Origin of the sequence: Roseibium sp., from assembly GCF_965232425.1 — a bacterium.
Classification (GTDB): domain Bacteria; phylum Pseudomonadota; class Alphaproteobacteria; order Rhizobiales; family Stappiaceae; genus Roseibium.
Genome location: NZ_OZ246971.1, coordinates 2,257,501 through 2,278,011, shown reverse-complemented (window position 1 = coordinate 2,278,011; position 20,511 = coordinate 2,257,501). Strand labels below are relative to the sequence as shown.

At 60.9% G+C, this 20,511-nt stretch carries 19 protein-coding genes (1 of these 19 only partly in view); 10 read left to right on the top strand and 9 right to left on the bottom strand.

Annotated features, from left to right (window positions below; genetic code table 11):
- Positions 1 to 103: 103 nt before the first annotated feature.
- Positions 104 to 1,504, bottom strand: coding sequence for an HAD family hydrolase (locus ACO08A_RS10315; RefSeq protein ID WP_422040999.1), 1,401 nt, complete (start codon positions 1,502 to 1,504; stop codon positions 104 to 106).
- A 116-nt stretch (positions 1,505 to 1,620) separates the two neighbouring features.
- Between ACO08A_RS10315 and ACO08A_RS10310 the strand changes: the two genes are divergently transcribed.
- A complete protein-coding gene (locus ACO08A_RS10310) occupies positions 1,621 to 1,845 on the top strand; it encodes a hypothetical protein (protein ID WP_422040998.1) in 225 nt (74 codons plus the stop codon).
- 509 nt (positions 1,846 to 2,354) lie between these two features.
- On the opposite strand, the gene ACO08A_RS10305 is transcribed toward ACO08A_RS10310, so the two are convergent.
- The 6 genes from ACO08A_RS10305 to ACO08A_RS10280 form a co-directional block, all read right to left on the bottom strand.
- The gene (locus tag ACO08A_RS10305) at positions 2,355 to 4,076 is read right to left on the bottom strand and encodes an ABC transporter ATP-binding protein (RefSeq protein ID WP_422040997.1); all 1,722 of its coding nucleotides are present in this window, start codon (positions 4,074 to 4,076) and stop codon (positions 2,355 to 2,357) included.
- 7 nt (positions 4,077 to 4,083) lie between these two features.
- Entirely contained in the window at positions 4,084 to 5,061 is a 978-nt protein-coding gene (locus ACO08A_RS10300; RefSeq protein ID WP_422040996.1) for an ABC transporter permease, read from the bottom strand.
- Between the two features lie 13 nt (positions 5,062 to 5,074).
- Positions 5,075 to 6,049: an ABC transporter permease gene (locus tag ACO08A_RS10295; RefSeq protein ID WP_306145931.1), complete on the bottom strand. Its 975-nt coding sequence runs from the start codon at positions 6,047 to 6,049 to the stop codon at positions 5,075 to 5,077.
- Positions 6,050 to 6,122: 73 nt separating this feature from the next.
- Positions 6,123 to 7,703 (bottom strand): ABC transporter substrate-binding protein, encoded by a 1,581-nt coding sequence (locus ACO08A_RS10290; RefSeq protein WP_422040995.1) that lies wholly within the window; start codon positions 7,701 to 7,703, stop codon positions 6,123 to 6,125.
- Between the two features lie 134 nt (positions 7,704 to 7,837).
- Positions 7,838 to 8,995, bottom strand: a complete 1,158-nt coding sequence (argE, locus tag ACO08A_RS10285; protein ID WP_422040994.1) for an acetylornithine deacetylase — start codon at positions 8,993 to 8,995, stop codon at positions 7,838 to 7,840.
- A 156-nt stretch (positions 8,996 to 9,151) separates the two neighbouring features.
- Positions 9,152 to 10,861, bottom strand: a complete 1,710-nt coding sequence (locus ACO08A_RS10280; protein ID WP_422040993.1) for an adenylate/guanylate cyclase domain-containing protein — start codon at positions 10,859 to 10,861, stop codon at positions 9,152 to 9,154.
- A gap of 182 nt (positions 10,862 to 11,043) precedes the next feature.
- On the opposite strand from ACO08A_RS10280, the gene ACO08A_RS10275 reads away from it, so the two are divergent.
- Positions 11,044 to 11,403, top strand: a complete 360-nt coding sequence (locus tag ACO08A_RS10275) for an ArsC family reductase (RefSeq protein ID WP_422040992.1) — start codon at positions 11,044 to 11,046, stop codon at positions 11,401 to 11,403.
- Positions 11,404 to 11,463: 60 nt separating this feature from the next.
- Here ACO08A_RS10275 and ACO08A_RS10270 read toward each other — a convergent pair whose 3' ends face one another.
- Positions 11,464 to 11,880: a YcbK family protein gene (locus ACO08A_RS10270; RefSeq protein WP_422040991.1), complete on the bottom strand. Its 417-nt coding sequence runs from the start codon at positions 11,878 to 11,880 to the stop codon at positions 11,464 to 11,466.
- A gap of 189 nt (positions 11,881 to 12,069) precedes the next feature.
- On the opposite strand from ACO08A_RS10270, the gene ACO08A_RS10265 reads away from it, so the two are divergent.
- Both ACO08A_RS10265 and ACO08A_RS10260 read left to right on the top strand, forming a co-directional pair.
- Positions 12,070 to 13,389 carry an aspartate aminotransferase family protein gene (locus tag ACO08A_RS10265; protein ID WP_422040990.1) on the top strand — a complete coding sequence of 440 codons (1,320 nt, stop codon included), beginning with the start codon at positions 12,070 to 12,072 and terminating at the stop codon, positions 13,387 to 13,389.
- A 158-nt stretch (positions 13,390 to 13,547) separates the two neighbouring features.
- Positions 13,548 to 13,835 (top strand): hypothetical protein, encoded by a 288-nt coding sequence (locus tag ACO08A_RS10260; RefSeq protein ID WP_422040989.1) that lies wholly within the window; start codon positions 13,548 to 13,550, stop codon positions 13,833 to 13,835.
- 50 nt (positions 13,836 to 13,885) lie between these two features.
- Here ACO08A_RS10260 and ACO08A_RS10255 read toward each other — a convergent pair whose 3' ends face one another.
- A complete protein-coding gene (locus ACO08A_RS10255) occupies positions 13,886 to 14,482 on the bottom strand; it encodes a LysE family translocator (protein WP_422040988.1) in 597 nt (198 codons plus the stop codon).
- 98 nt (positions 14,483 to 14,580) lie between these two features.
- Here ACO08A_RS10255 and ACO08A_RS10250 point away from each other — a divergent pair, with 98 nt between their 5' ends.
- From ACO08A_RS10250 to ACO08A_RS10225, 6 genes are all read left to right on the top strand, one after another.
- Complete coding sequence (locus ACO08A_RS10250) at positions 14,581 to 15,990, top strand: PLP-dependent aminotransferase family protein (protein WP_422040987.1); 1,410 nt, start codon at positions 14,581 to 14,583, stop codon at positions 15,988 to 15,990.
- Between the two features lie 373 nt (positions 15,991 to 16,363).
- A complete protein-coding gene (locus tag ACO08A_RS10245) occupies positions 16,364 to 17,140 on the top strand; it encodes an energy-coupling factor ABC transporter ATP-binding protein (RefSeq protein WP_422040986.1) in 777 nt (258 codons plus the stop codon).
- On the top strand, positions 17,140 to 17,778 hold the full coding sequence (locus ACO08A_RS10240) for an energy-coupling factor transporter transmembrane component T family protein (RefSeq protein WP_422040985.1): 639 nt from the start codon (positions 17,140 to 17,142) through the stop codon (positions 17,776 to 17,778). The genes ACO08A_RS10245 and ACO08A_RS10240 overlap by 1 nt, the downstream gene beginning before the upstream one ends.
- 81 nt (positions 17,779 to 17,859) lie before the next feature.
- The gene (locus tag ACO08A_RS10235) at positions 17,860 to 18,414 is read left to right on the top strand and encodes a biotin transporter BioY (protein ID WP_422040984.1); all 555 of its coding nucleotides are present in this window, start codon (positions 17,860 to 17,862) and stop codon (positions 18,412 to 18,414) included.
- A gap of 21 nt (positions 18,415 to 18,435) precedes the next feature.
- The gene (locus tag ACO08A_RS10230; protein WP_422040983.1) at positions 18,436 to 19,869 is read left to right on the top strand and encodes an AMP-binding protein; all 1,434 of its coding nucleotides are present in this window, start codon (positions 18,436 to 18,438) and stop codon (positions 19,867 to 19,869) included.
- Positions 19,866 to 20,511: the 5' portion of a thiolase family protein gene (locus tag ACO08A_RS10225; RefSeq protein WP_422040982.1), read on the top strand. 551 nt of this gene lie beyond the right edge of the window; only the first 646 of its 1,197 coding nucleotides appear in the window; its start codon is at positions 19,866 to 19,868; the stop codon falls past the right edge of the window. The genes ACO08A_RS10230 and ACO08A_RS10225 overlap by 4 nt, the downstream gene beginning before the upstream one ends.

Genomic DNA, 20,511 nt, shown 5'->3' with positions numbered 1-20,511 from the left:
TCCCTCAATCTTTTCAAGTCTTGGGGCAGGATAAACACCAGGCATCAGAAACTGTAAAGGCGGTCAGGGTGCAAAGTGGTTCCACCTTTTGAGATTCTTGCGTTCAGGAACGCACCGGCAAAGTGCCAGTGACGGAAATCCGGGCAAAAATCAGAAGAATGGCAATTGCAGCACCGAACACCACCGGGGCGGACAAGAGCGGAAACACGCCGGTGGCACCCAGCAGTCCGCAACATGACCAAAGCGCAACAAGGGTCTGTCTTGCGCGCGAGGCGAGCAGATCGCGCCGGCTTGCCAGGGCCTTGAGGGCAGGGAAAGCGCCGATATCCTGCGTGTCGCTGACGGCAATCGGACGGGCGTCGTCCATGCGGTCCGGAGCGGATGGGGTGGCTTCGAACAATTCCAGCGCGCGTCTGTCGTCCGAAAGGGACAGGCGCAGACATGTCCCGGGCGCAAAGAGGCGCAAGGATGCCTCTTGTGCCGTTTCACCGGGTTTGGGGTCGTCCGGAGCATTCATGCCGAGCATCTCCGCCAGCGCTTCCCGCGTCTTCTGGCTGTCGCTCGTGTGAAGCCAGGGTTCCAGACCTTCGTTTCGCAGCGCACGGCCGGCAACGCCGGCATCGGGTCGCAAGGTTCCTTCAAGCCCGAGCACGCCGACGACCCGTCCGCCGACGGCAACACGCAGCACGGTCTTGCCGTCCGATTCCAGCGAACGGGCGATGGCGTCGGCGGTAAAACTGTCGATCTTGAGACGCTTCAGCAGGTCGGTGCTGCCAAGGACAACGGTCTGCCCGCCCAACAGGGCGACTGCGCCCAGCCCGGGTGCCGGGTCATATCTGTCGGGAGACCGCAGGGTGACGCGCCACTGGACGGCAAGCTGGCGCAGGGCGTGTGCAATCGGATGCGTTGCATGCGCTTCGGCGGATGCTGCCACGGCGAGCAGCGTCCTGGGTTCGTTGTCGAACGCCATCACGTTGCTGACCATCAGGTCAGGCCCGGACATGATCGCCGTTTTGTCTATCAGGATGTGCTGCGCGCGCGCAATCACCGGGAATGCTCCGGGTGCCAGGTCACGCGCACCGGCACCTGCGGCCGCGCGGTGAAAGATCTTGTCGGCAAAGGCATTGATTCCGTCGACGAGACCGGGCCACGAAAGCACGAGGGCTGCCGCGAAAGCGGCTGGACTTGCCGGCGGATCAATGACCAGCCACACGGAGGCCGACAGGGTTGCGAGTGCGATTGAGCCGCTCGCCTCCAGCAACCCGCTTCGGTCACCCCGCGCTGGCAGCATGGCGAAACCGGCCGATCGCTGGATCATCAGGATCGCACCTGCGAGCGCCGGAACGATCGCCTCGTTTGTCCGGAAATCACCCAGGGTTTGCAGCAAGGCGGTCAGGACGAGGAGAGACAGGCTGAGGCAACACGTGATGACAGTCATGGGTCTGCCGGCTTCCTCGGTGAGGCGCAGGCTGAGCGGCAGAAAGGCGAAGATCGCCGAAAACATGCTGAAGATCAGAGCGGAATGGTCCCCGAAAGGTCCGCGCGGCGTCAAAAGGCGGCCGTTGCTCCATCCAGCTTGCTGCAATGCGAACAGCAGAAAGATAAGGGAGATACAAATGAATGCGCACCAAGTCGTTGTTTGGACGGGCGTTTTCGGCATTTTTCCGCGGCTTTCGAAACGAGAATCGTTTGGGGTTTCAAGGAACGCGTTTGACTCAAGTTGCCGGACATCTTCCGGAAAACGGCTTCAAGCATGTGGAGGCGGGGCGAGGCTGGCAATGCCGCGAAGCCGATCTGGCCCGCCCCGCAGCTCCAAATTGGTCAAACATTAGTCATTATTGCTGACGATTTGTGCGGCATCGCTCTTGCGATGCAAGCGAACCTTAGGGAATATGCGAACCATATCAAAGTAGAGTCGAAACAATTTAAAGACTCAATCAGAATTATTTTCTAGGAATGAGAGTATTTTGAATAAGTGGGTCGCAGGGAGAGCCCCTCAGCTCTCCCTGCTTTCCTTTTCCCAAGATGAGCGCAGAGTTCAGTTTGCAAATTATGGCAAGACAACCCGAAACGCGCGCAAGAACATGAAGTCCGTTTAATCTAGACTTCAAGCGCGGCGCTGGTCCGGCAATAATTGCCGCCACCGGACTCGATTGTGGTTATCTTGATCTGGCCACCGGGGAATCGGCGCGCGGAAGCGAGTCAAGTCCGAGGCATGCCCGAACCAACAGAATCGATGTCGCCGCTGGCTACCGCCCGGTAGCTCCGAGGATCGCATGCTATAGCGGCGATGCTCCTGCGTGACAGGGGCGATGGCCGGGGCAGGCCGCCGGATCAGCCGGCCGGAAGCTGCCCTAAGTCGTCTCCAGATTGGCGCGGGAGAGCAGTTCCATTGACGGCATGAGATCCAGAAGCTCCCGTGTGTAGGGATGTTTCGGGGCTTCGAAGAGATCGTCGCAGTCGGAAACCTCGCAAAGTTCGCCGTTGCGCATCACGCCGATCCGGTTGCACATCTGCCTGATGACGGCGAGATCGTGACTGATGAACAGCATCGTCAGGCCGAGTTCCTGTTGCAGATCCTTCAGCAGGTTGAGGATCTGGGCCTGGATGGACACATCCAGCGCCGACGTCGGTTCGTCGCAGATCAGGAAGCGCGGCCTGGTGGCAAGTGCACGCGCGATGGATATGCGCTGGCGCTGCCCGCCTGAAAACTCATGCGGGAACTTCTGTCCGGCCTGGGCTCCGAGACCCACGTGATCGAGCAGGTCGTCGACGATCTGCCTCACTTCGGCATTGCCGGAGGCGAGTTTGTGAAACTTGATCGGTTCCGCAATGATGTCACGCACGCGCATGCGGGCATTGAGCGACGAATAGGGATCCTGAAAGATCATCTGCATCTGGCGACGCATCGCCAGCACGTCTTTCCGGTTCTTGAGTGACGTCAGCTCTGTTTTCCCGAACAGGATCGACCCGCCTGTCGGGTCGTAGAGGCCGGTGATCAGGCGCGCGATTGTCGATTTGCCGGATCCGCTCTCTCCGACAAGGCCGAAGGTTTCGCCCTGCTGGATGTCGAAGCTCACCTTCTTGACGGCCTGGAAGTATTTCCTGCGCGAGGGAAAAACGCTCCCGCGAACCTCGAACCGCATGTCCAGGTCGCGGATCTGGACGAGAGGACCCGTGATCTTCTCATAGTCCCGGGACTTGCCCAGCCAGTGCGTGGAGATGTCGATGTGTTTCTGCGGTGTGCCCGCCTTTTCGATGTAGTTGACCACCGGAAAGCGTTCCACCTTCACGTCCGGGCGGGGAACGGCGGAAATCAGGCTTTGCGTGTAGGGGTGCTGCGGCGCGCCGAGCACCTGCGTGGTCTCTCCGTATTCGACGAGGTCACCGTGATACATGACGGCGACATGGTCGGTAATGTCGGCAATGACCCCCATATCGTGGGTGATCACCAGCATGGCCACATTCCGTTCCTCGCACAGCTTCTTCATCAGTTCGAGGATCTGGGCCTGGATCGAGACGTCCAGTGCCGTGGTCGGTTCGTCCGCGATGACCAGTTCCGGCTCCGCGCACAGGGCGAGCGCGATCACGACACGCTGGCGCATCCCGCCCGAGAACTGGTGCGGATACTGCTTGATGCGTTCCGCCGGGTTGGGGATGCCGACCGCGTCGATCAGTTCGATCGCGCGTTTCTGCGCGTCCCTCGCCGACAGCGGCAGGTGCGTTCGAATTGTCTCGACAAGCTGGGATTCGACGGTCTGCAGCGGATCGAGCGATGTCAGCGGATCCTGAAAGATCATGCCGATCTTCCGGCCGCGCAGCAGCCGTTTTTCCTTGTAGGGCAGGTTGTCGATGCGTTTTCCGTGAAGGAAAACCTCTCCGCCTGCGATGCGGCCGGGCTCCTGCAGGAGGCCGATGACGGCATTGCCGACCGTAGACTTGCCCGCGCCTGATTCTCCGACCACGCCAAGGATCTTGCCGGCGTCCACGCTCATGTCGACGCCGTCGACCGCAACGAACACGGATTTTCTGCCCGGGAACTCGACGGTGAGGTCCTTGATATCCAGAACGTTCATGGTGCCCTCACCGCAGTTTCGGGTTGAGGGCGTCGCGCAGCCAGTCGCCCAGAAGGTTGACGTTCAGGACCAGTAGCGCAAGCGCCAGGCCGGGGAAGATCGCGATCCACCATTCGCCGGAATAAAGGAAGTCGTTTCCGATCGCGATCAGCGTTCCCAGCGAAGGTTGCGTTGGCGGCATGCCGACCCCAAGGAACGACAGCGTCGCCTCGGTGACGATGGCAAGCGCGAGATTGATTGTTGCGATGACCATGACCGGTCCCATCACGTTGGGAAGGATATGGCGCACCATGATGATGACGGCCGGAATGCCGATGACGCGTGCCGCCTGAACGTATTCCTTGTTCTTTTCCACCATCGTCGACCCGCGCACCGTGCGCGCATACTGAACCCAGAACGACAGTGCCAGCGACACGATCAGGATATAGAATGCGAAAAATTCACGATCGACACCGCCGAAAATCCCGGCGGCGATACCGTCGATCAGCAGCGCGATCAGGATTGCTGGAAAGGTCAGCTGGACATCGGCAACGCGCATGATGAACGAATCGACGCGTCCGCCCATGTACCCGGCGACGAGGCCGAGCGAAATGCCGAGAACGGCGGCCGCGATCACCGAGCAGAACCCGATGATCAGGGAAATCCGCATCCCGTAGAAGATGCCGGAGAGCAGGTCTCTGCCCTGGTCGTCGGTGCCCAGAAGGAAACGCGGGTCCGAGTATTCCTGCCAGATGGGCGGAACGCGGGCATCGAGGATCGAAATCGTCGCCAGGTCGAACGGATTGTGCGGCGCGACCCAGGGCGCCAGAAACGACAGCAGAAACAGGATCAGCGTGGCGATTGCGGCGACAACGGTGATCTTTGACCGCAGGAACGAATGGAACAGGTCACTGTCCAGAATTCGGGACACACGGCCCGTCGGCGGCTTCTCGTTTGACCGGTCCTGAACGGCGGCCGTGACTTCTTCATTGGAGACATATGGCATCTGGAGTGTCCCCTTATGGCCGTCCGACCCGCAGGCGCGGATCGATATAGAAGTAGAGAATGTCCACGATGAAGTTGATCGCAACGAACAGGAATGCGGTCAGCAGCAGGTAGGCGGACATGATCGGGATGTCGACGTTCTGGACGGCTTGCAGGAACAGAAGCCCCATGCCCGGCCAGTTGAACACCGTCTCCGTGATCGTGGCAAAGGCGATGATGGCGCCAAGCTGCAGGCCGGTGATCGTGATCACGGGAACCAGCGTGTTTTTGAGCGCATGCCTGAAATGCACGAGCCGGTCCGGCAGGCCGCGTGCGCGCGCGAACTTGATGTAGTCCGTCCGGATCACTTCCAGCATCTCGGCGCGGATCAGCCTCATGATCAGTGTCATCTGGTATAGCCCGAGCGTGATCGAGGGAAGGATCAGGGCCTTCAATCCGGATGCGGTCAGAAACCCGGTGGTCCACCACGAACCGATCTGCACGGTGTCGCCGCGTCCGAAGCTCGGCAGCCATTGCAGGGTGACGGAGAACAGGAAGATGAGCAGAATGCCGATGAAGAAGGTCGGTAATGAAATCCCGACAAGCGAGACGGACAGGAACAGCTTGGAAATGGGCGATTCCCGGTTAAGACCAGCATAGATCCCCATTGGGATGCCGACCACCAGCGCAAACAGCGCGGAGGTCAGACTGAGTTCCAGAGTTGCCGGGATACGTTTGGCGAAGAGCTCCGAAACAGGCTGGCGGAACTGGTAGGACGTGCCGAAGTCGAACTGGGCGGCCTTGGTGACGAAGCGCAGGAACTGAACGGGTATCGGGTCATTCAGCCCGAGCCGCTCGCGCAGGGCTTCACGTTCTTCGATCGATGTCTCGATCCCGACCATCTGGTTGATCGGATCACCCACAAAACGGAACATGGTGAAGGCAAGCAGCGCCACCACCAGCATGACAATCAACGCCTGGATCAGGCGGCGTGTCGCAAAACCAATCATTTCGGCTCTTCAGGGTCTGGCATGAAAATACGCTCCCGGCATCGCCGGGAGCGTCAAGCTATGGTTGCAGAAATCAGTTCTTGTTGATGAAACGGAACTTGAACTGATTGTCGGCGCGTTGAACGAGCTCGATGTTGTCCGCAACGCCCCAGGCAAGGCCCTGCTGGTGAAGCGGAATGTAGTAGGCGTTGTCGTGACTGATCTTGAACGCTTCGGCGATCAGGCCGTCACGTTTTTCCGGATCGATCTCGACCAGAACCTTGCCGGTCAGGTCGTCGATCTTGTCGTCACAGAAGCCGCCGAGGTTGAACGGGGAGCCTTCCCCGGCTTCGGTCCGGCAGTTCATCAGGTTCGAAAGAACATTCCAGCTGTCCAAGGAACCGGGGGTCCAGCCGAGCAGGTAGAAAGACGTGTCGAAGCCGCCGGATGCAAGCACCTTTGCAAAATACTTGGCCTTGGGCTGCGCGTTCAGGTCAACCTTGACGCCGATGCGCGCAAGCATGGCGGCAACGGCCTGACAGATGGATTCGTCGTTGACGTATCGATCGTTCGGGCAATCCATGCCGACGGTGAAGCCGTCCGCGTATCCGGCCTCGGAAAGCAGCTTCTTGGCGTTCTCCGGATCATAGGGATACCGCTCGAACTCGCTGGACTTCGAGAACAGGAAGGGCGAGATCATGATGGCCGACGGCGTGGCGAGGTCGCGCATGACCTTGTTCTTGATCGCCTCGATGTCGATCGCCTGATAGAACGCCTTGCGGACCTTTTCGTCCTTGAAGGGGTTCTTGCCCTTGACGTCGGAATAGAGCAGTTCATCGCGCATCTGATCCATGCCGAGGAAGATCGTGCGCAGTTCCGGCCCCGTCAGCGCAACCGTGCCGGAGTTGTCGTTGATACGCTTGATGTCCTGAACGGGGATCGGATAGACCATGTCAAGCTCGCCCGACAAAAGGGCCGCGACACGGGTCGCGTCAGACGGGATCGGCGTGAATTCGACCGTATCGACATTGTGCGTGGCTTCATCCCACCAGCCGTCGTTTTTCTCGTAGACGGTCTTCACGCCGGCTTCATGGCTGACGATTTTGAACGGGCCGGTGCCGTTGGCGTTCAGGGAAGCGTAGTTGGGCGTCGTGTCGGACGCGGAGGTCACCTTGACCGCGTCATTCTCCGTCGTCCAGTCCTTGTCCATGATGTAGAACGTGTCCCACTCATAGTGAAGGATCGGATTCGGACCCGTCAGCACAATGTCGACCGTGTGGTCGTCGACGATCTCGACTTTTGCGTCGGCCGGCACGCGTGTGGTCAGATCCGAGCCCTCGGAGCGCACGCGTTCGATCGAGAAGGCAACGTCTTCTGCCGTGAAGTCATTGCCGTTGTGGAACTTGACGCCCTTGCGGAGAAAGAAGCGCCAGCGATTCGGCTCGACGATCTCCCAACGCTCCGCAAGCGCCGGTTCAATCGCCAGGTCGGCGCCGCGCCGTGTCAGGCCTTCGTAGGCATTGCCGAGCGACGACAACGTGAAAGTCTCGTTCAGGCTGTAGGGATCAAGACCGTTCAGGCTTCCCTGAAAGGCAAACTTGAATGTTTCCGCCTGAGCAGCACTACCCGTTCCTGCTGCCAGAAGAGCAGCCAAAATCAGAGTTTTCTTGTTCATTTTCCCCTCGTTGGTTCCGGTTCCCGGAATGACGCCGCAACAGCGGCCGCGATTTCATGGAGTGGTGCAGCCGCCCGTCCGTCGGCAACTATGACACCGTAAGTGGCCGGGTTCAAACCCGCTCGTGCCTGTTTTTACGATAAGCGTTTCATCAGCCGGTCCAAAAAAGCGGCACATCGTTCCAATTCCACAAGTTCTATGAATTCATCGGCTTGGTGAGCCTGGTCTATCGAACCCGGGCCGCAGACGACGGTTGACAGACCGTGTTCCTGAAAGATGCCGCCTTCCGTTGCGTAGACGACAACATGGCGGCCATTGTCGCCGGTCAGGCCGCGCACTTCGGCTTCAGCCAGTCCGCCGACTTCTTCCGAAAGCCCCGGAACATAAGCCAGTTCCGTGACGTTGATTGCGCACTCACCGGAAATCGCCAGCATGCCGGGAAGCACTTCGGTGTCGATGAAGGCCTGGTAGCGGTCAAGCCAGGATTGTTTGCTGTCGCCTGGCAAAAGACGGAAATCCGTCGTGAATTCGCAATGCTCGGCTGTGATGTTGTGCGCCTCGCCACCCTTGATGACGCCGCTGTGCAAGGTGGTGTAGGCAGGCTCGAACGCGCAATCCGGATCAGCATTCGTCTTGTTTTCCGCGGTCCGGGCGTCAAGCCAGCAAATCAGTTTCGCTGCGGCGGAGATCGCCGAGACGCCGCGGTGCAGCTGACTGGAATGCGCCGGATGCCCGCGGACGGTGGTCTTGTAGACGGCGATGCCCTTGTGCGCGGTGACGATCTTCATGTTGGTCGGTTCGCCGACGATCACAAATTCCGGTCTGGGGCCTTTGGCGAGCATGTCCCTGACAAGCGGAGGCGCGCCGAAGCAGCCCACTTCTTCATCATAGGAAAGCGCGATATGGATTGGCCGTTCAAGATCCGCAGCAATGAAATCGGGCACCTTGGCAAGGACCGTTGCGGCAAACCCCTTCATGTCCGCCGAACCGCGCCCGTAAAGTTTGCCGTCCGAAACCCACGGAGAAAACGGATCTTGCGACCAGTTCTGACCGGCAACGGGCACCACGTCCGTGTGCCCCGACAGAACAACGCCGCCGTCCCTTGGCGGGCCGATGCGCGCGTGCAACGCAGCCTTTGTGCCGGTCTCGTCCGGAACGCGAACGCTGGCGATGCCGTATCCCGACAGGTAATCTTCCACGAATGCGATGAGGTCCAGGTTGCTCCGGTCCGAGACGGTGTTGAAGGAGATCAGTTTCTCCAGCATTTCCCGCGGCGTGTAGCGTGTACTCACAAAATCTCCTGTACCCAGGGTCCCGCATCGAGGGAACCGTGCGTCCTGGTGCGGTGAATTTGAAGTTCGCATCATTGCTCCAGCCGTCTGCGAAGCGAACTCAAAATTCAGGTGACTAGGGCGGGGCCAATTCATCTAAATAAATGGGGCCTGACGCTAGTCTGCCGGGATATCCAGCGCATCTAAGCTGCTCAAGGCAAAGATTTGCAAGGGGATTTCCTTTCCCCTGATTTTGATTTCGGCGGCAAGTGCGTCGGGCACGGCCACGTTCGCCGCGTCGACCACGTCCTTCGAGACAACGAGAAAACTCTGGTGTGTCTTGTTCTCGGTTTCCAGCCGGCTCGATGTATTGACCACGTCGCCAAGCGCCGTGAGACCGCCGGACGTGCCGGCGGCGCCGATCCGGCCAAGGATCGCGGGTCCCAGATGAAGGCCGATCCCGAGACGGATCGGATCCTGGAACTGCGGACCCTTTTCCGCTTCGAGCGCCTTCATGACATTTTCGATGCGGCGGGACGCGCGCAGGGCCTGACGGGCGCCGGTTGCGGGGTCGCTGTCCATCCCGAAGATGGCCATGATGCCGTCGCCTATGAACTTGTCGACAAAACCGCCTTCCGCGTGAATGGCGGCGGAGGCCTGCTCCAGATAACTGTTCAGGAGATGAACCACGTCATAGGCGAGCTGGGATTCGGTAATGCGCGTGAAATTCCTCAGGTCGACGAACATCACCACGACATCCTGTTCGACACCCCAGTAATACGCGTCCTTGAGGTTCTCCGTGGTTTCCGCCTTTGCCTTGACCGGCACAAGCGGCAGCACCTCGATATTCTGCTGTGGACGGATCTGGCAGGCCAGCCTGACATCGTCTTCGGCGGATATCCGGGCCAGGACGGCTTTTTCCGCTGCGCCTGGCGCGGCCAGCGCAGCGCGTCCGTCGAGGACCTTCACCCTACAGGTAGAGCAGCGCGCGCGCCCGCCGCAAACCGAGGCGATCGGGACATCGTTGATGCGGCTCATCTCGAGCAGGGTTGCACCGGGTTTGGCCCTGATCGACAGGCTGCCGGGGTAGGTGATCGTGAGCCGGCGCGCCGTCAGGCCGAAGACATAGCGGAGCAGGATGACCGCGAGGCTGGCGGCAATGAGACCGAAAACGACGGCACGGGCTTCAATGACGAAGGTTGTCAGCCAGTCGAACTGCTCTTTCGTCACCTTGAGCTTGACATCCTTTGCCAGCTCGAGCCGCCGGGCACCTTCGATGAAGCCCCAAAGCGCAAGCACGGGCATGGCGATGGCAAATCCGAGGGCCGCGTATCTCAGACGATGATACAGCGGATAAAGCCGCAGCCAGAAATGCAGGCCGATCATGGCGTGTGCCCAGACCGCGAGGAGCAGGACGGATTGCGTCAACCCGTGTTGCGGCCAGAGGATCGTCAGCATCTGGTGGTAGGTCGGTGAAAACCCGAACTCGTTGGCCAGCCCCATCGTCGTGCCGACATGCGGTATGAGAGACCACGGAATGTAGAGCCCGAGAACCAGTTGCGCGAATTCCCAGGGCGGCATTTTCAGTGTGCGCCGTCTTCCGGTGCGCCACAGCGCCAGGAAGACGTGCGTGACAACTGCAAGCATCAGCACGGTTTCACCGATTTCGTTGCGCCAGATGCGGTAATGCCAGACCGAGGCCTTTTCCATGGCATCGACCGAAATGATGCCGGAAGCGTGGTTCGAAAAGTGGCTGAGACAGTAGGCGAACAGGATCAGGCCGCTCCAAAGGCGCAGCCGTTGTCGCCAGTTGCCCCAGGACGGGCCTGTCTTCTTCTTGCGTTCCGCAGGCACCGTCTTGACCGGTTCGCTTGCTGATGCGGTCATGCGGTCATCCCGGTCGGTTTCCTTTGCACGGGTTCGGGTTCCCAGTCAGAGTTGGTCAGGAAAATCTCTGACCCGAGATCAGAGCGGGGTCAACCCGAATAGGGGAAACTGTATTCCGGGACTTGAATCCGTATGCAGGAACCGTAACTTTCCGCCCATCGATCCGCGCGGGAAGGAAAATCATGAAGGTTTACGGCATCAAGAACTGCGACACTGTCAAGAAAGCGCGCAAATTCCTGGAAGAGGCGGGGATCGCCTACGATTTTCACGATTACAGGAAGGACGGCGTCAACGGCGACCGGCTGGCGGCCTTTGTCGGCGAATTCGGCTGGGAGACGATCCTGAACAAGCGCGGCACGACATGGCGCAAGCTGGACGAAGCTACCAAGGAATCGGTGACCGATGCGGCGTCTGCCCTCGATGTCATGATTGAAAATCCATCAACGATCAAGCGTCCCATCGTGGAAGGCGAAGTGAAGAACTTCGTCGGCTTCGATCCGGTTTCCTGGGAAATGGCGCTCGAACTTGGTGAACTGAAATAGCGGCGGGACCTGTGGCCCCGCGTCGAAGGCCGTGCGGGGACACCTGAACCGAAGGCGGCTTTACCAGGTTCTGCGCGGACCCGTGTCAATGTGATAGTGACCGGACGCGTAGTATTTGTATCCGCCGACCTCGGGCTGCGACTTCAGGTAGGCGATGATGGTGGACGGGTCGCCGCGGACCGAGAAATCCACCGCCTGGCAATTGAGATGATAGGAGTTTCGCGCGCCGCCCTTGCGCCAGTTCTCCAGCCACCAGCGTTTTGTCGAGTGAACCGTGACTTCCCCGTAGCGGCTGGCAACCCGATTGAGAACTTTCTTGAGCTTGCGCGGAACGCACCACGATGAATCGTCATAGTCGATCGAGCTGTGCGAAGCGGTGGCCCATCCCAGCCCGGTGACCCCCGCAACGGTGCCGCACCCGGCAAGCGTGACGGTAAATACGATGAAGAAAATCCAGGCGAAGAGGCGTTGGGGCATGACGGGCGAGCCTTGTCGAGTGTGTTGCGATATCCCCCGCGCGAACGTTCCTGCAATTTGATTAAAATTGTGATGAAAAACGTGGTTAACGACGCGTCGAAACAAATGTTTCAGATTTGATGATTGTCTGATACAAATGTTACAGTCTCTCATCTGATCACACTAGGATCACTGCTCGGGTTGATATCCATGTCCCACGTTTTTCCACGCCACACGAAAGCCAGTCCACCGGTCGCCGATCGTGGGGAAGGCTGCTATATAATTGACAAGTCGGGGAAAAAATACTTCGACGGATCAGGTGGCGCAGCCGTGTCCTGTCTTGGGCACAGCGACCCGGACGTAACCCGCGCAATCAAGGACCAGGTTGATCGGATCGCCTTTGCCCATACCGGTTTCTTCACCTCCGAGCCCGCTGAGGAACTGGCCGACCTACTCGTCTCAAGGGCGCCCGGAAACCTTGACCGGGTCTACTTTGTCTCCGGCGGATCTGAGGCTGTCGAGGCTGCACTCAAGCTCGCGCGCCAGTACTTTCTGGAAAAGGGGGAGACGTCGCGGCACCGCGTGATCGCGCGCCGCCAGAGCTATCATGGAAACACGCTGGGCGCGCTCGCGACCGGTGGCAACCAGTGGCGGCGCGAACCTTTCTCGCCTCTGATGATCGAAACCTCGCACATCTCCGCCTGTTACGAGTATCGCGGCCGCGGGGAGGACGAGACCGCATTCGAATACGGCCAGCGCGTTGCCGGCGAACTGGAAACCGAGATTCTAAGGCTCGGACCCGAAAACGTGATGGCCTTTGTCGCGGAACCGGTCGTCGGAGCAACGGCAGGCGCCGTGCCGCCGGTGGAAGGTTATTTCAAACGGGTGCGCGAGATCTGCGACACCTATGGGGTTCTCCTGATACTTGATGAAGTCATGTGCGGAATGGGCCGGACGGGCTCGCTGTTCGCCCATGAACAGGACGGCATCTCACCGGACATCCTGTGCATTGCCAAGGGCCTGGGTGCCGGTTACCAACCGATCGGTGCAATGCTGTGCACGGAGGAGATCTATCAGGCGATCGAGGCCGGATCCGGGTTCTTCCAGCACGGCCATACCTATATCGGGCATCCGACGGCCTGCGCGGCTGCATTGACCGTCTTCAGGAAACTGAGTGAGGGCCTGGTGGATCGCGTATCGCCCATGGGGGCCAAGCTTGACGAGGCGCTGCAGGACGCCTTCGCACAGCACCCCCATGTCGGCGACATACGCGGACGCGGGCTGTTCCGGGGTGTTGAACTCGTGGCAGACAGGGCCACCAAGGCCCCGTTCGACCCCGCGGCGGGCATCAACAAGAAGATCAAGAAAGCCGCGTTCGAAGCCGGGCTCATCTGCTACCCGATGGGCGGGACGATCGATGGCGTCAGGGGCGACCATGTCCTGCTGGCGCCACCGTTCATCATCGAGGATGCCCATGTCTCGGAAATCGTCGGCAAGCTGGACACGGCAATCAAATCGGCGCTCCAGTGACCCTTCGCGGACGCGGCCGTGGTCAAAAAACGGTCGTGATGCAGGAATGATTGCCCTAAGGTGATCCCCAGGTTAAAAAGGCGTAATATTACAGAGAGTTAAATTGAAGATCCGCCGGCGATCGCCATCTCTGGTTCACATGAACGAAGGAGATGGAAATGGCATACGTTACCAACGATCAGATCGAAGCGGCGGCGGGCAACCAAAAGCCCGGTATCTGGAGCCGGATCGCGGCCGGCTTCGTGTCGGTCACCAACCATTGCTACGCGCAGGCAAAGCATCGCCTGCCGGTCATGCACGAGAGCGAACTGGCGGATACGCAAGGCACCCGTGACGAACGGCTCGCCGATAGCGCTTACGAGACCGAACTGGATCTGGAGCGGAAGGAACGTTCCGATTCAAGAGGGTATCTGAGCCCGGAGCACTACCACTACATGTACTACTGACGGTGATGCAGCGGGCCGGCAAGAACGCCGGCCCGCGCCTTTGACGCCTGTCAGATCGCAAGCGCCCAGACTGTTGCTGCAAGCATGGAAACCGCCATCAGGACGGTGACGACGCGCATCACGGGTCCATCGCCGATCAGGGCGAGTATCGAGACGCCGAGCAGCGCCCAGAGCGAATGGAAAACCATGCCGCCGAGGGTGAAACCGGCGACGAGGATCAGCGCATTCTCGTGAATGCTGAGACCGTTGCCTGCAAGAAAGGTCGAGAACGCGACCAGGTTCATGGCCCAGGTCTTGGGACTGAGCGGATGGATCAGGAGGCCTTCCCAGAAACTGGGCAGTGCCACTTCGCCTTTCGGCTTTACCGACAGCGAAATGATCCGCCAGGCAAGGTAGGTCATGTACGCCATGCTCATCACCTTGAAGAGCAGGACGACCGGCCCTCCGCCCGCCATGACGTGTCCAAGCCCGTAGGCGACGCTGAGTTTCAGCGGCAGCGAGCCGATCTGCGAGGCCACGATCACCGGAAAGGCCGTGCGGTAGCCCGCGGACGCGCCGATGGCCAGAAACGTCAGGTTTCCCGGCCCAGGCGTCCCGGTCATGACAATGATGAAAATGGCGAATGCCAGGAAGGTGGCCAGATCCATGGGTGCTCTCCTGTGACAGTATCGATACAATCGATACAAAGTGGCGGAGATACTAATTGTCTTGAGATATTGTATCAGTCAATGTAAACATTGTTTCCATGACAATGTGGATTCCCAAGATCGAAGACGCGCAAGGGCCGATCTATCTGGCGATCGCCGATGCGCTGGAAGCCGATATCAGCAGTGGTGTCCTTGACCAGGGCTACCGGCTGCCGCCGCAGCGCGAGCTGGCCTACCAGCTGGGTGTCACGCTCGGAACGGTCACGCGCGCCTATGGCGAGGCCGAACGCCGCCGTCTCGTCAAGGGCGAAACGGGCCGGGGAACCTATGTTGCACCCGAGACGCACAAGGTCTCGCCGCTGGTTCCGACCGAAGACGAAGCGGATGTTTGCGATCTGGCGCGCAACTTCGCCTATCCGCACCTGAACCCCAGTCTTTCCGATGGTCTCGTCCGGATGGCGCGGACAGCCGGAATCGACCGGTTGAACGGCTTCGTGCCGTCGGAAGGCCTGAAGGCGCATCGCGAAACGGGTGTTCTCGTCTTCAAGGATTACGGCCTGGATGCGGACCCGGACCGGGTCGCCGTGACCTGCGGCGCGCAGCACGGTATCCAGGTGACCTGCCAGGCGCTGTTCCGCAGCGGCGATGCCATCGCCATCGACAGGTTCACCTACCCGTCGATCTTCCCTTCGCTGGCAAGTCTCGGTCTGAAGGCGGTGTCCGTGCCGGCCCTTGAACGGTCCGACGGTGGCTTCGGGGCCATGGACCCGGAAGCCCTCGCGCAGGCCGCGCGGGTGCACGGCGTCAAGGGTGTCTTCCTGATGCCCAACATGCAGAACCCGACCACGCACACGATGTCGCTCGAGCAGCGTGAAAATCTTGTCGCGGTTGCCCGGGCGCATGATCTCAAGATCGTCGAGGACGATCCCTATACGCCGTTTCTCCCCGAGAGCCTCCCGGCCTTCGGAGCCCTTGCCCCGGAGCGGACGGCCTCCATCGCCAGTATTTCCAAGGTCTGTTCACCGGGCAGCCGCATCGGCTTCGTGCATGTCCCGGAACTGTTCGGCGACTCGATCCGCAACAAGATCGGCGAAAGCACTTGGATGGCTTCGCCGATCACCGCCGAGCTGATCGCCGGCTGGGTGCGCGAGGGACACCTGTTCAAAACCCTTCGCCTGAAGCGAAAGGCGAACCGGATCCGTTTCCAAAAGGCGCGGGATATCCTGTCGCCCTATTTCCTGCAAGGCGATACGCACAAGGTGTTCGGATGGCTGCGTTTGCCTGATCATGTCGACCCGGATGCCGTCCAGGCCGCGCTTGGTCATCAGCGGATTTCGGTGCTGTCCTCTCGCTATTTTCAAGCGAAGGACAACGCGCCCGCGCCCTATCTGCGCATCACGTTCGGCTCGGAGGAATCCGACGACCGCTTTTTCCGGTCCCTGGAAAAGGTGCGCTCGACCATTGACCAATTGGCCGAATTGCCGGAATTGGGCCGACCTGTAGGATAGGCTTATACCACCATCAACAAATAGGAACCTATCTGATGGCACTGTTCCTGTTTGCCGGCTAGGCGCATTGCGCAGGACGGCCTGGTTGGCCGTTCAAGCAGTGCAACGCCGTCCGGCGAGCCGGAACAGGCCACCAAAGGCCGCGTCTGGAGACTGTTCCGCGGCGTCGAAGGTCTTGGAAGATAACCCATATCGCCCTGCGACCTGCTTCTTGCTGAACAATCTCCAGACACGGTCAGATAGGTTCCTATTTGTTGAGGTTGGTATTACTTTGACATCGGGCACGATCCGGTCAATAAGCGGCCCCTTGAGAGCGCAGGACGCCGGGCATCGTTGACCGTCAGGTGCCTGCGCGCGCCCTTGGCGAGGTGAGATGGCGATCTGGTCCAGGAAAAACAGGCAGGAAGAGATGCGGGTCTGCGATCCGCATGCCGATCCCTTTGCCGTTTTCGAAGCGGTCTCGCTCGAGCTTGGCGGCAAGCGCATCCTGTCCGACCTGACACTTTCGCTCAGGGAGGACCGGATTGGCGTGATCGGATTGAACGGATCCGGCAAAAGCAGCTTTGTCCGCCTGCTGAACGGACTGCGCCAGCCGGCTGGCGGGTCGTTGACGCTGTTCGGTGCGGAGGCGGCGAAGGCGGCCCCGGAGCTGCCGCGTCATGTCGGCTTCGTCTTTCAGAACCCGGACCATCAGGCCATTTTTCCGACAGTTGAGGAAGAGATCGCCTTCGGTCTGACCCAGTTGGGGGCGGACCGGCGGGAAAGCCGCGAACGGGCCCGGGAGTTTCTCGCCGTGCATGGCTGTGGGCAGCTGGCCGCCCTGCCGATCGCCGAACTGTCGGAGGGCCAGAAACAGCTCGTGTGCATCCTGTCCGTGCTGGTCATGGAACCACGTCTGCTGGTTCTGGATGAACCGATGACGAGCCTTGATATGCTGGCAACGCGGAAAATCCGCGACAAGCTTTTGTCCCTGCCACAGAAGATCGTCATGGTGAGCCACGACTTCAGCCACTTCGAGGGATTTGACCGCGTGCTCTGGCTAGAGGATGGCCGCCTGCGCATGGACGGATCGCCCTACGAGGTCCTGCGCGCCTTCGAGGCGGATATCGCCAGGCGGTCGGGCGTCAAACTGGAGCTGGCCGCGCTGTGATGTCGATCTACCTTCCCGGAAACAGCTGGCTGCACCGGACCCCGGCTGGGCTCAAGCTGCTGGTGGTTGCGATTGCCAGTCTGCTCCTGTTCCAGGTCGCTTCCCCGCTGATCTTCATTGCGTGTCTTGCCGGCGTGGTCGCGTGTTATGCAACGCTCGGGCGCAAAGGGCTTGCGCGCCTTGCCCTGCTGCGTGGCCTGACGGTGTTGCTGGCGATCCTTCTTCTTCTGCACTGGATTTCCGGCACCTTCTGGGAGGGCGTCTCGGTCATCCTGCGGCTGGTCGTGCTGATCCTGGCCGCCAACCTTGTCTCCATCACCACGCGGATGGATGACATGCTGGAAGCGGTCATGCCCCTGTTCAGGCCGCTCGAGTGGTTTGGGCTTTCGGCGCGCAAACCCGCGCTCTGCGTCGCCCTTGTCCTGCGCTTTGCGCCTTACATGATGCAGATCTTCTCCAAGATGCGCGAGGCTTTTCAGGCGCGCACCGGGGCGAAAAATTCTTGGAAACTCATACCGCCGCTGGCCATCCAGTGCCTGCGTATGTCCGACAACGTCGCCGATGCGCTGCAGGCGCGCGGCGGATCCGAGGGCCTGGCGGGACAGGCTGAAATTCGCACAGGGCCCGGAACGGCCTGATTGAACAGAACCGCGAGACCGGGACGGGGCGGGACCCGCCGGGCCGCGAGACATAACCTAAAAGGGAGGCGTATCGACGCCATGGCTGATCGCTCACTCGTTCATATCGCATTTTACGCGGCACTGATTGCCGCCCTGGGACTGGTGCCGCCGGTCGCAATTCCGTTCCTGGGCGGCGTGCCGATCACGGCGCAAACGCTCGGCGTGATGCTGGCCGGGATCATGCTGGGCCCGGTGCGCGGCGCGCTCGCGGTTCTCCTTTTCCTGTTTCTCGTGGCCCTCGGCGCACCGTTCCTTGCCGGCGGGCGCGGCGGTTTGGGCGTCTTTGCAACGCCTTCGGTCGGCTTTCTGATCGGCTGGCCGGTCGGTGCCTTCGTCGCCGGCTGGATCATGCGGGCGACACCCGGCATGAACATTTTTGCCTCTGCCGCGATCTCCGCAGCAGTCGGCGGTATTCTCGTGGTCTATCTCTTCGGTATACCAGGTGTCGCATACATGGCCGGCCTGCCCCTCCTGACGGCGGCAGCGGGCAGCGCGATCTATATTCCCGGAGACCTGGTCAAGGTCGTCCTGGCCGCGCTGATCGCCCAGACGATTGCCCGCGGCTTGCCGGGAGCGATGCTGTCGCGCGGCTGACCGGGCAACGATCGGCGCGGCATGGCTTTCATCGGATCCAGCCTGGATGAGGCCGCCGCGAAGCGGCCGGATCAAGTCGCGCTGAAGAGCGGTTCGGCGGCTTGGTCGTGGCGCGCTCTTCTGGCCGCCATCGCAACGGTTGAGACGGCCATCCGCCGCGCCACCGACAAGGGCGGCCGGGTCGCCCTTCTTCTCGACGACCCTGCCGCGCTGCTCATCTGCTTCTTTGCCTGCGCCCGCACGGGCCGGATTGCCATGGTGCTGGATCCGGGCTGGCCGGCCGGACAGCGCTCCGCTGTACTCGATGACGCGGCCCCTGACCTGATCCTCGACCGGCAGGCCTGTTCGGCGGCGCTCTCGAATAAGGCCCCCGGGAATTTCGAACGGGACGCCTGCGATCCGAGCGAAGAGGACCCCTTCTACTGCGGCTTTACCTCAGGCTCGACAGGCCGGCCGAAGGGATATCTCAGGAATCACGGCTCCTGGCTGAAGAGTTTCGAGCTGTCCGACAGGGAATTCGGCATCCCGCGCCGCGAACGCGTTGTCGTCGCTGGCCAGCTGACCCATTCGCTCCATCTCTACGGAGCCGTCTGCGGTCTTGAGCGCGGCCACGAAGTCGTGCTGTCACAGCGCTTTGATCCGCGAACGCTGCTCGCCGATCTTTCAGGATGCGCAAACGGCTCCGCGCTCTATGCGACGCCGACCCAGTTGCACTTCCTGGCTGAAGCCACGGAGCGCAAGGGTTCGGTTGATGCCGTTCGTCACGTTCTGTCCAGCGGCGCCAAGTGGCAGGACGATGATCGCCGGCACCTCGGCGGCCTGTTTCCGAATGCGCGGCTGATCGAATTCTACGGCGCATCCGAAACGAGCTTCATCACCGTGTCGGCCGGTGGCGCGCTGCCGCCCGGTTCGGTCGGCAAGCCACCGCCCGAGGTGGAAATCGCCATCGGTGACCCGGACGCGCCGGCGGCCGTCGGGACATCCGGCGCGATCTGGGTAAGGAGCGCCCTGTTGTTCTCCGGCTACCTGTGTGGCGACGACCCTCAGACCCGGTGGAAGGCCGGATGGCTGACGTTCGGCGACGAAGGTTATCTGGACAAGGACGGCTTTCTGTTCCTGACGGGCCGCACCAACCGGATGATCGTGACGTCCGGATTGAACGTCTACCCCGAAGAGATCGAGAGCGTTCTGATGGCCCATCCGGCGGTCGCCGGCGCCGTCGTGGCCGGCCTTGAAGACCCGGTGCGGGGCACCCGGCTGGAGGCAGCCGTGCAGCTGCAGGATGCCCTTGAACACCCGCGGGAGGTGTTGCTGGCATATTGCAGGAATAGGCTCGCTTCGGCCAAACTGCCGCGCCGTATCCATTTCTTCGATCACTTGCCTCAAACGGCCGGAGGAAAGCTCGATATTCAGCGCGTTTCCGACATGATGGAGAACGGGGAAAGCGACGCATGACCGCCCGTGACGGCTCGCCCGCCTATATCATCGCGGCAAGACGCACCCCGGTTGCCCCGCGCGGCGGCGCGCTGGCGCATTTGCAGGCCGATGAACTCGCGGCACCTGTCCTGCAACAGCTTCTGCTGGATGCAGGCCTGTCGCCCGCATCCGTCGATCATGTCATTCTGGGCAACGCGCTCTACGCGGGCGGCAATCCTGCACGGCTGGCGGCGCTTCGTGCCTGCCTGCCTGCCGGGGTTCCGGCCATGACCATCGACACCCAGTGCTGCTCGGGGCTTGATGCCATCACGCTGGGTGTCCGGATGATCGAAGCCGGTGCGGCCGACTGCATCCTTGCGGGGGGAGCGGAAAGCTTCAGCCGGTCACCGATCCGCATGCACCGGCCGGTTACGCGCGATGCCGAACCCGTTTTGTATGCAAGACCGGCATTCGCTCCGCCGCCGTTTGACGACCCGGACATGACGGATGCCGCGGCGCGCCTTGCGCGTGACCGGACCGTTCCGGCAAACGCCCAGGCCGGATTTGCGGTTGTCTCGCATGCAAAGGCGCTTGGCGCGAAAAGCAGGCATGCCGACCGCCTCGTTGAATGTGTTCCGGGCGTCCGGGGAGACGATTTCACCCGCCCGCTGACATTGAAAA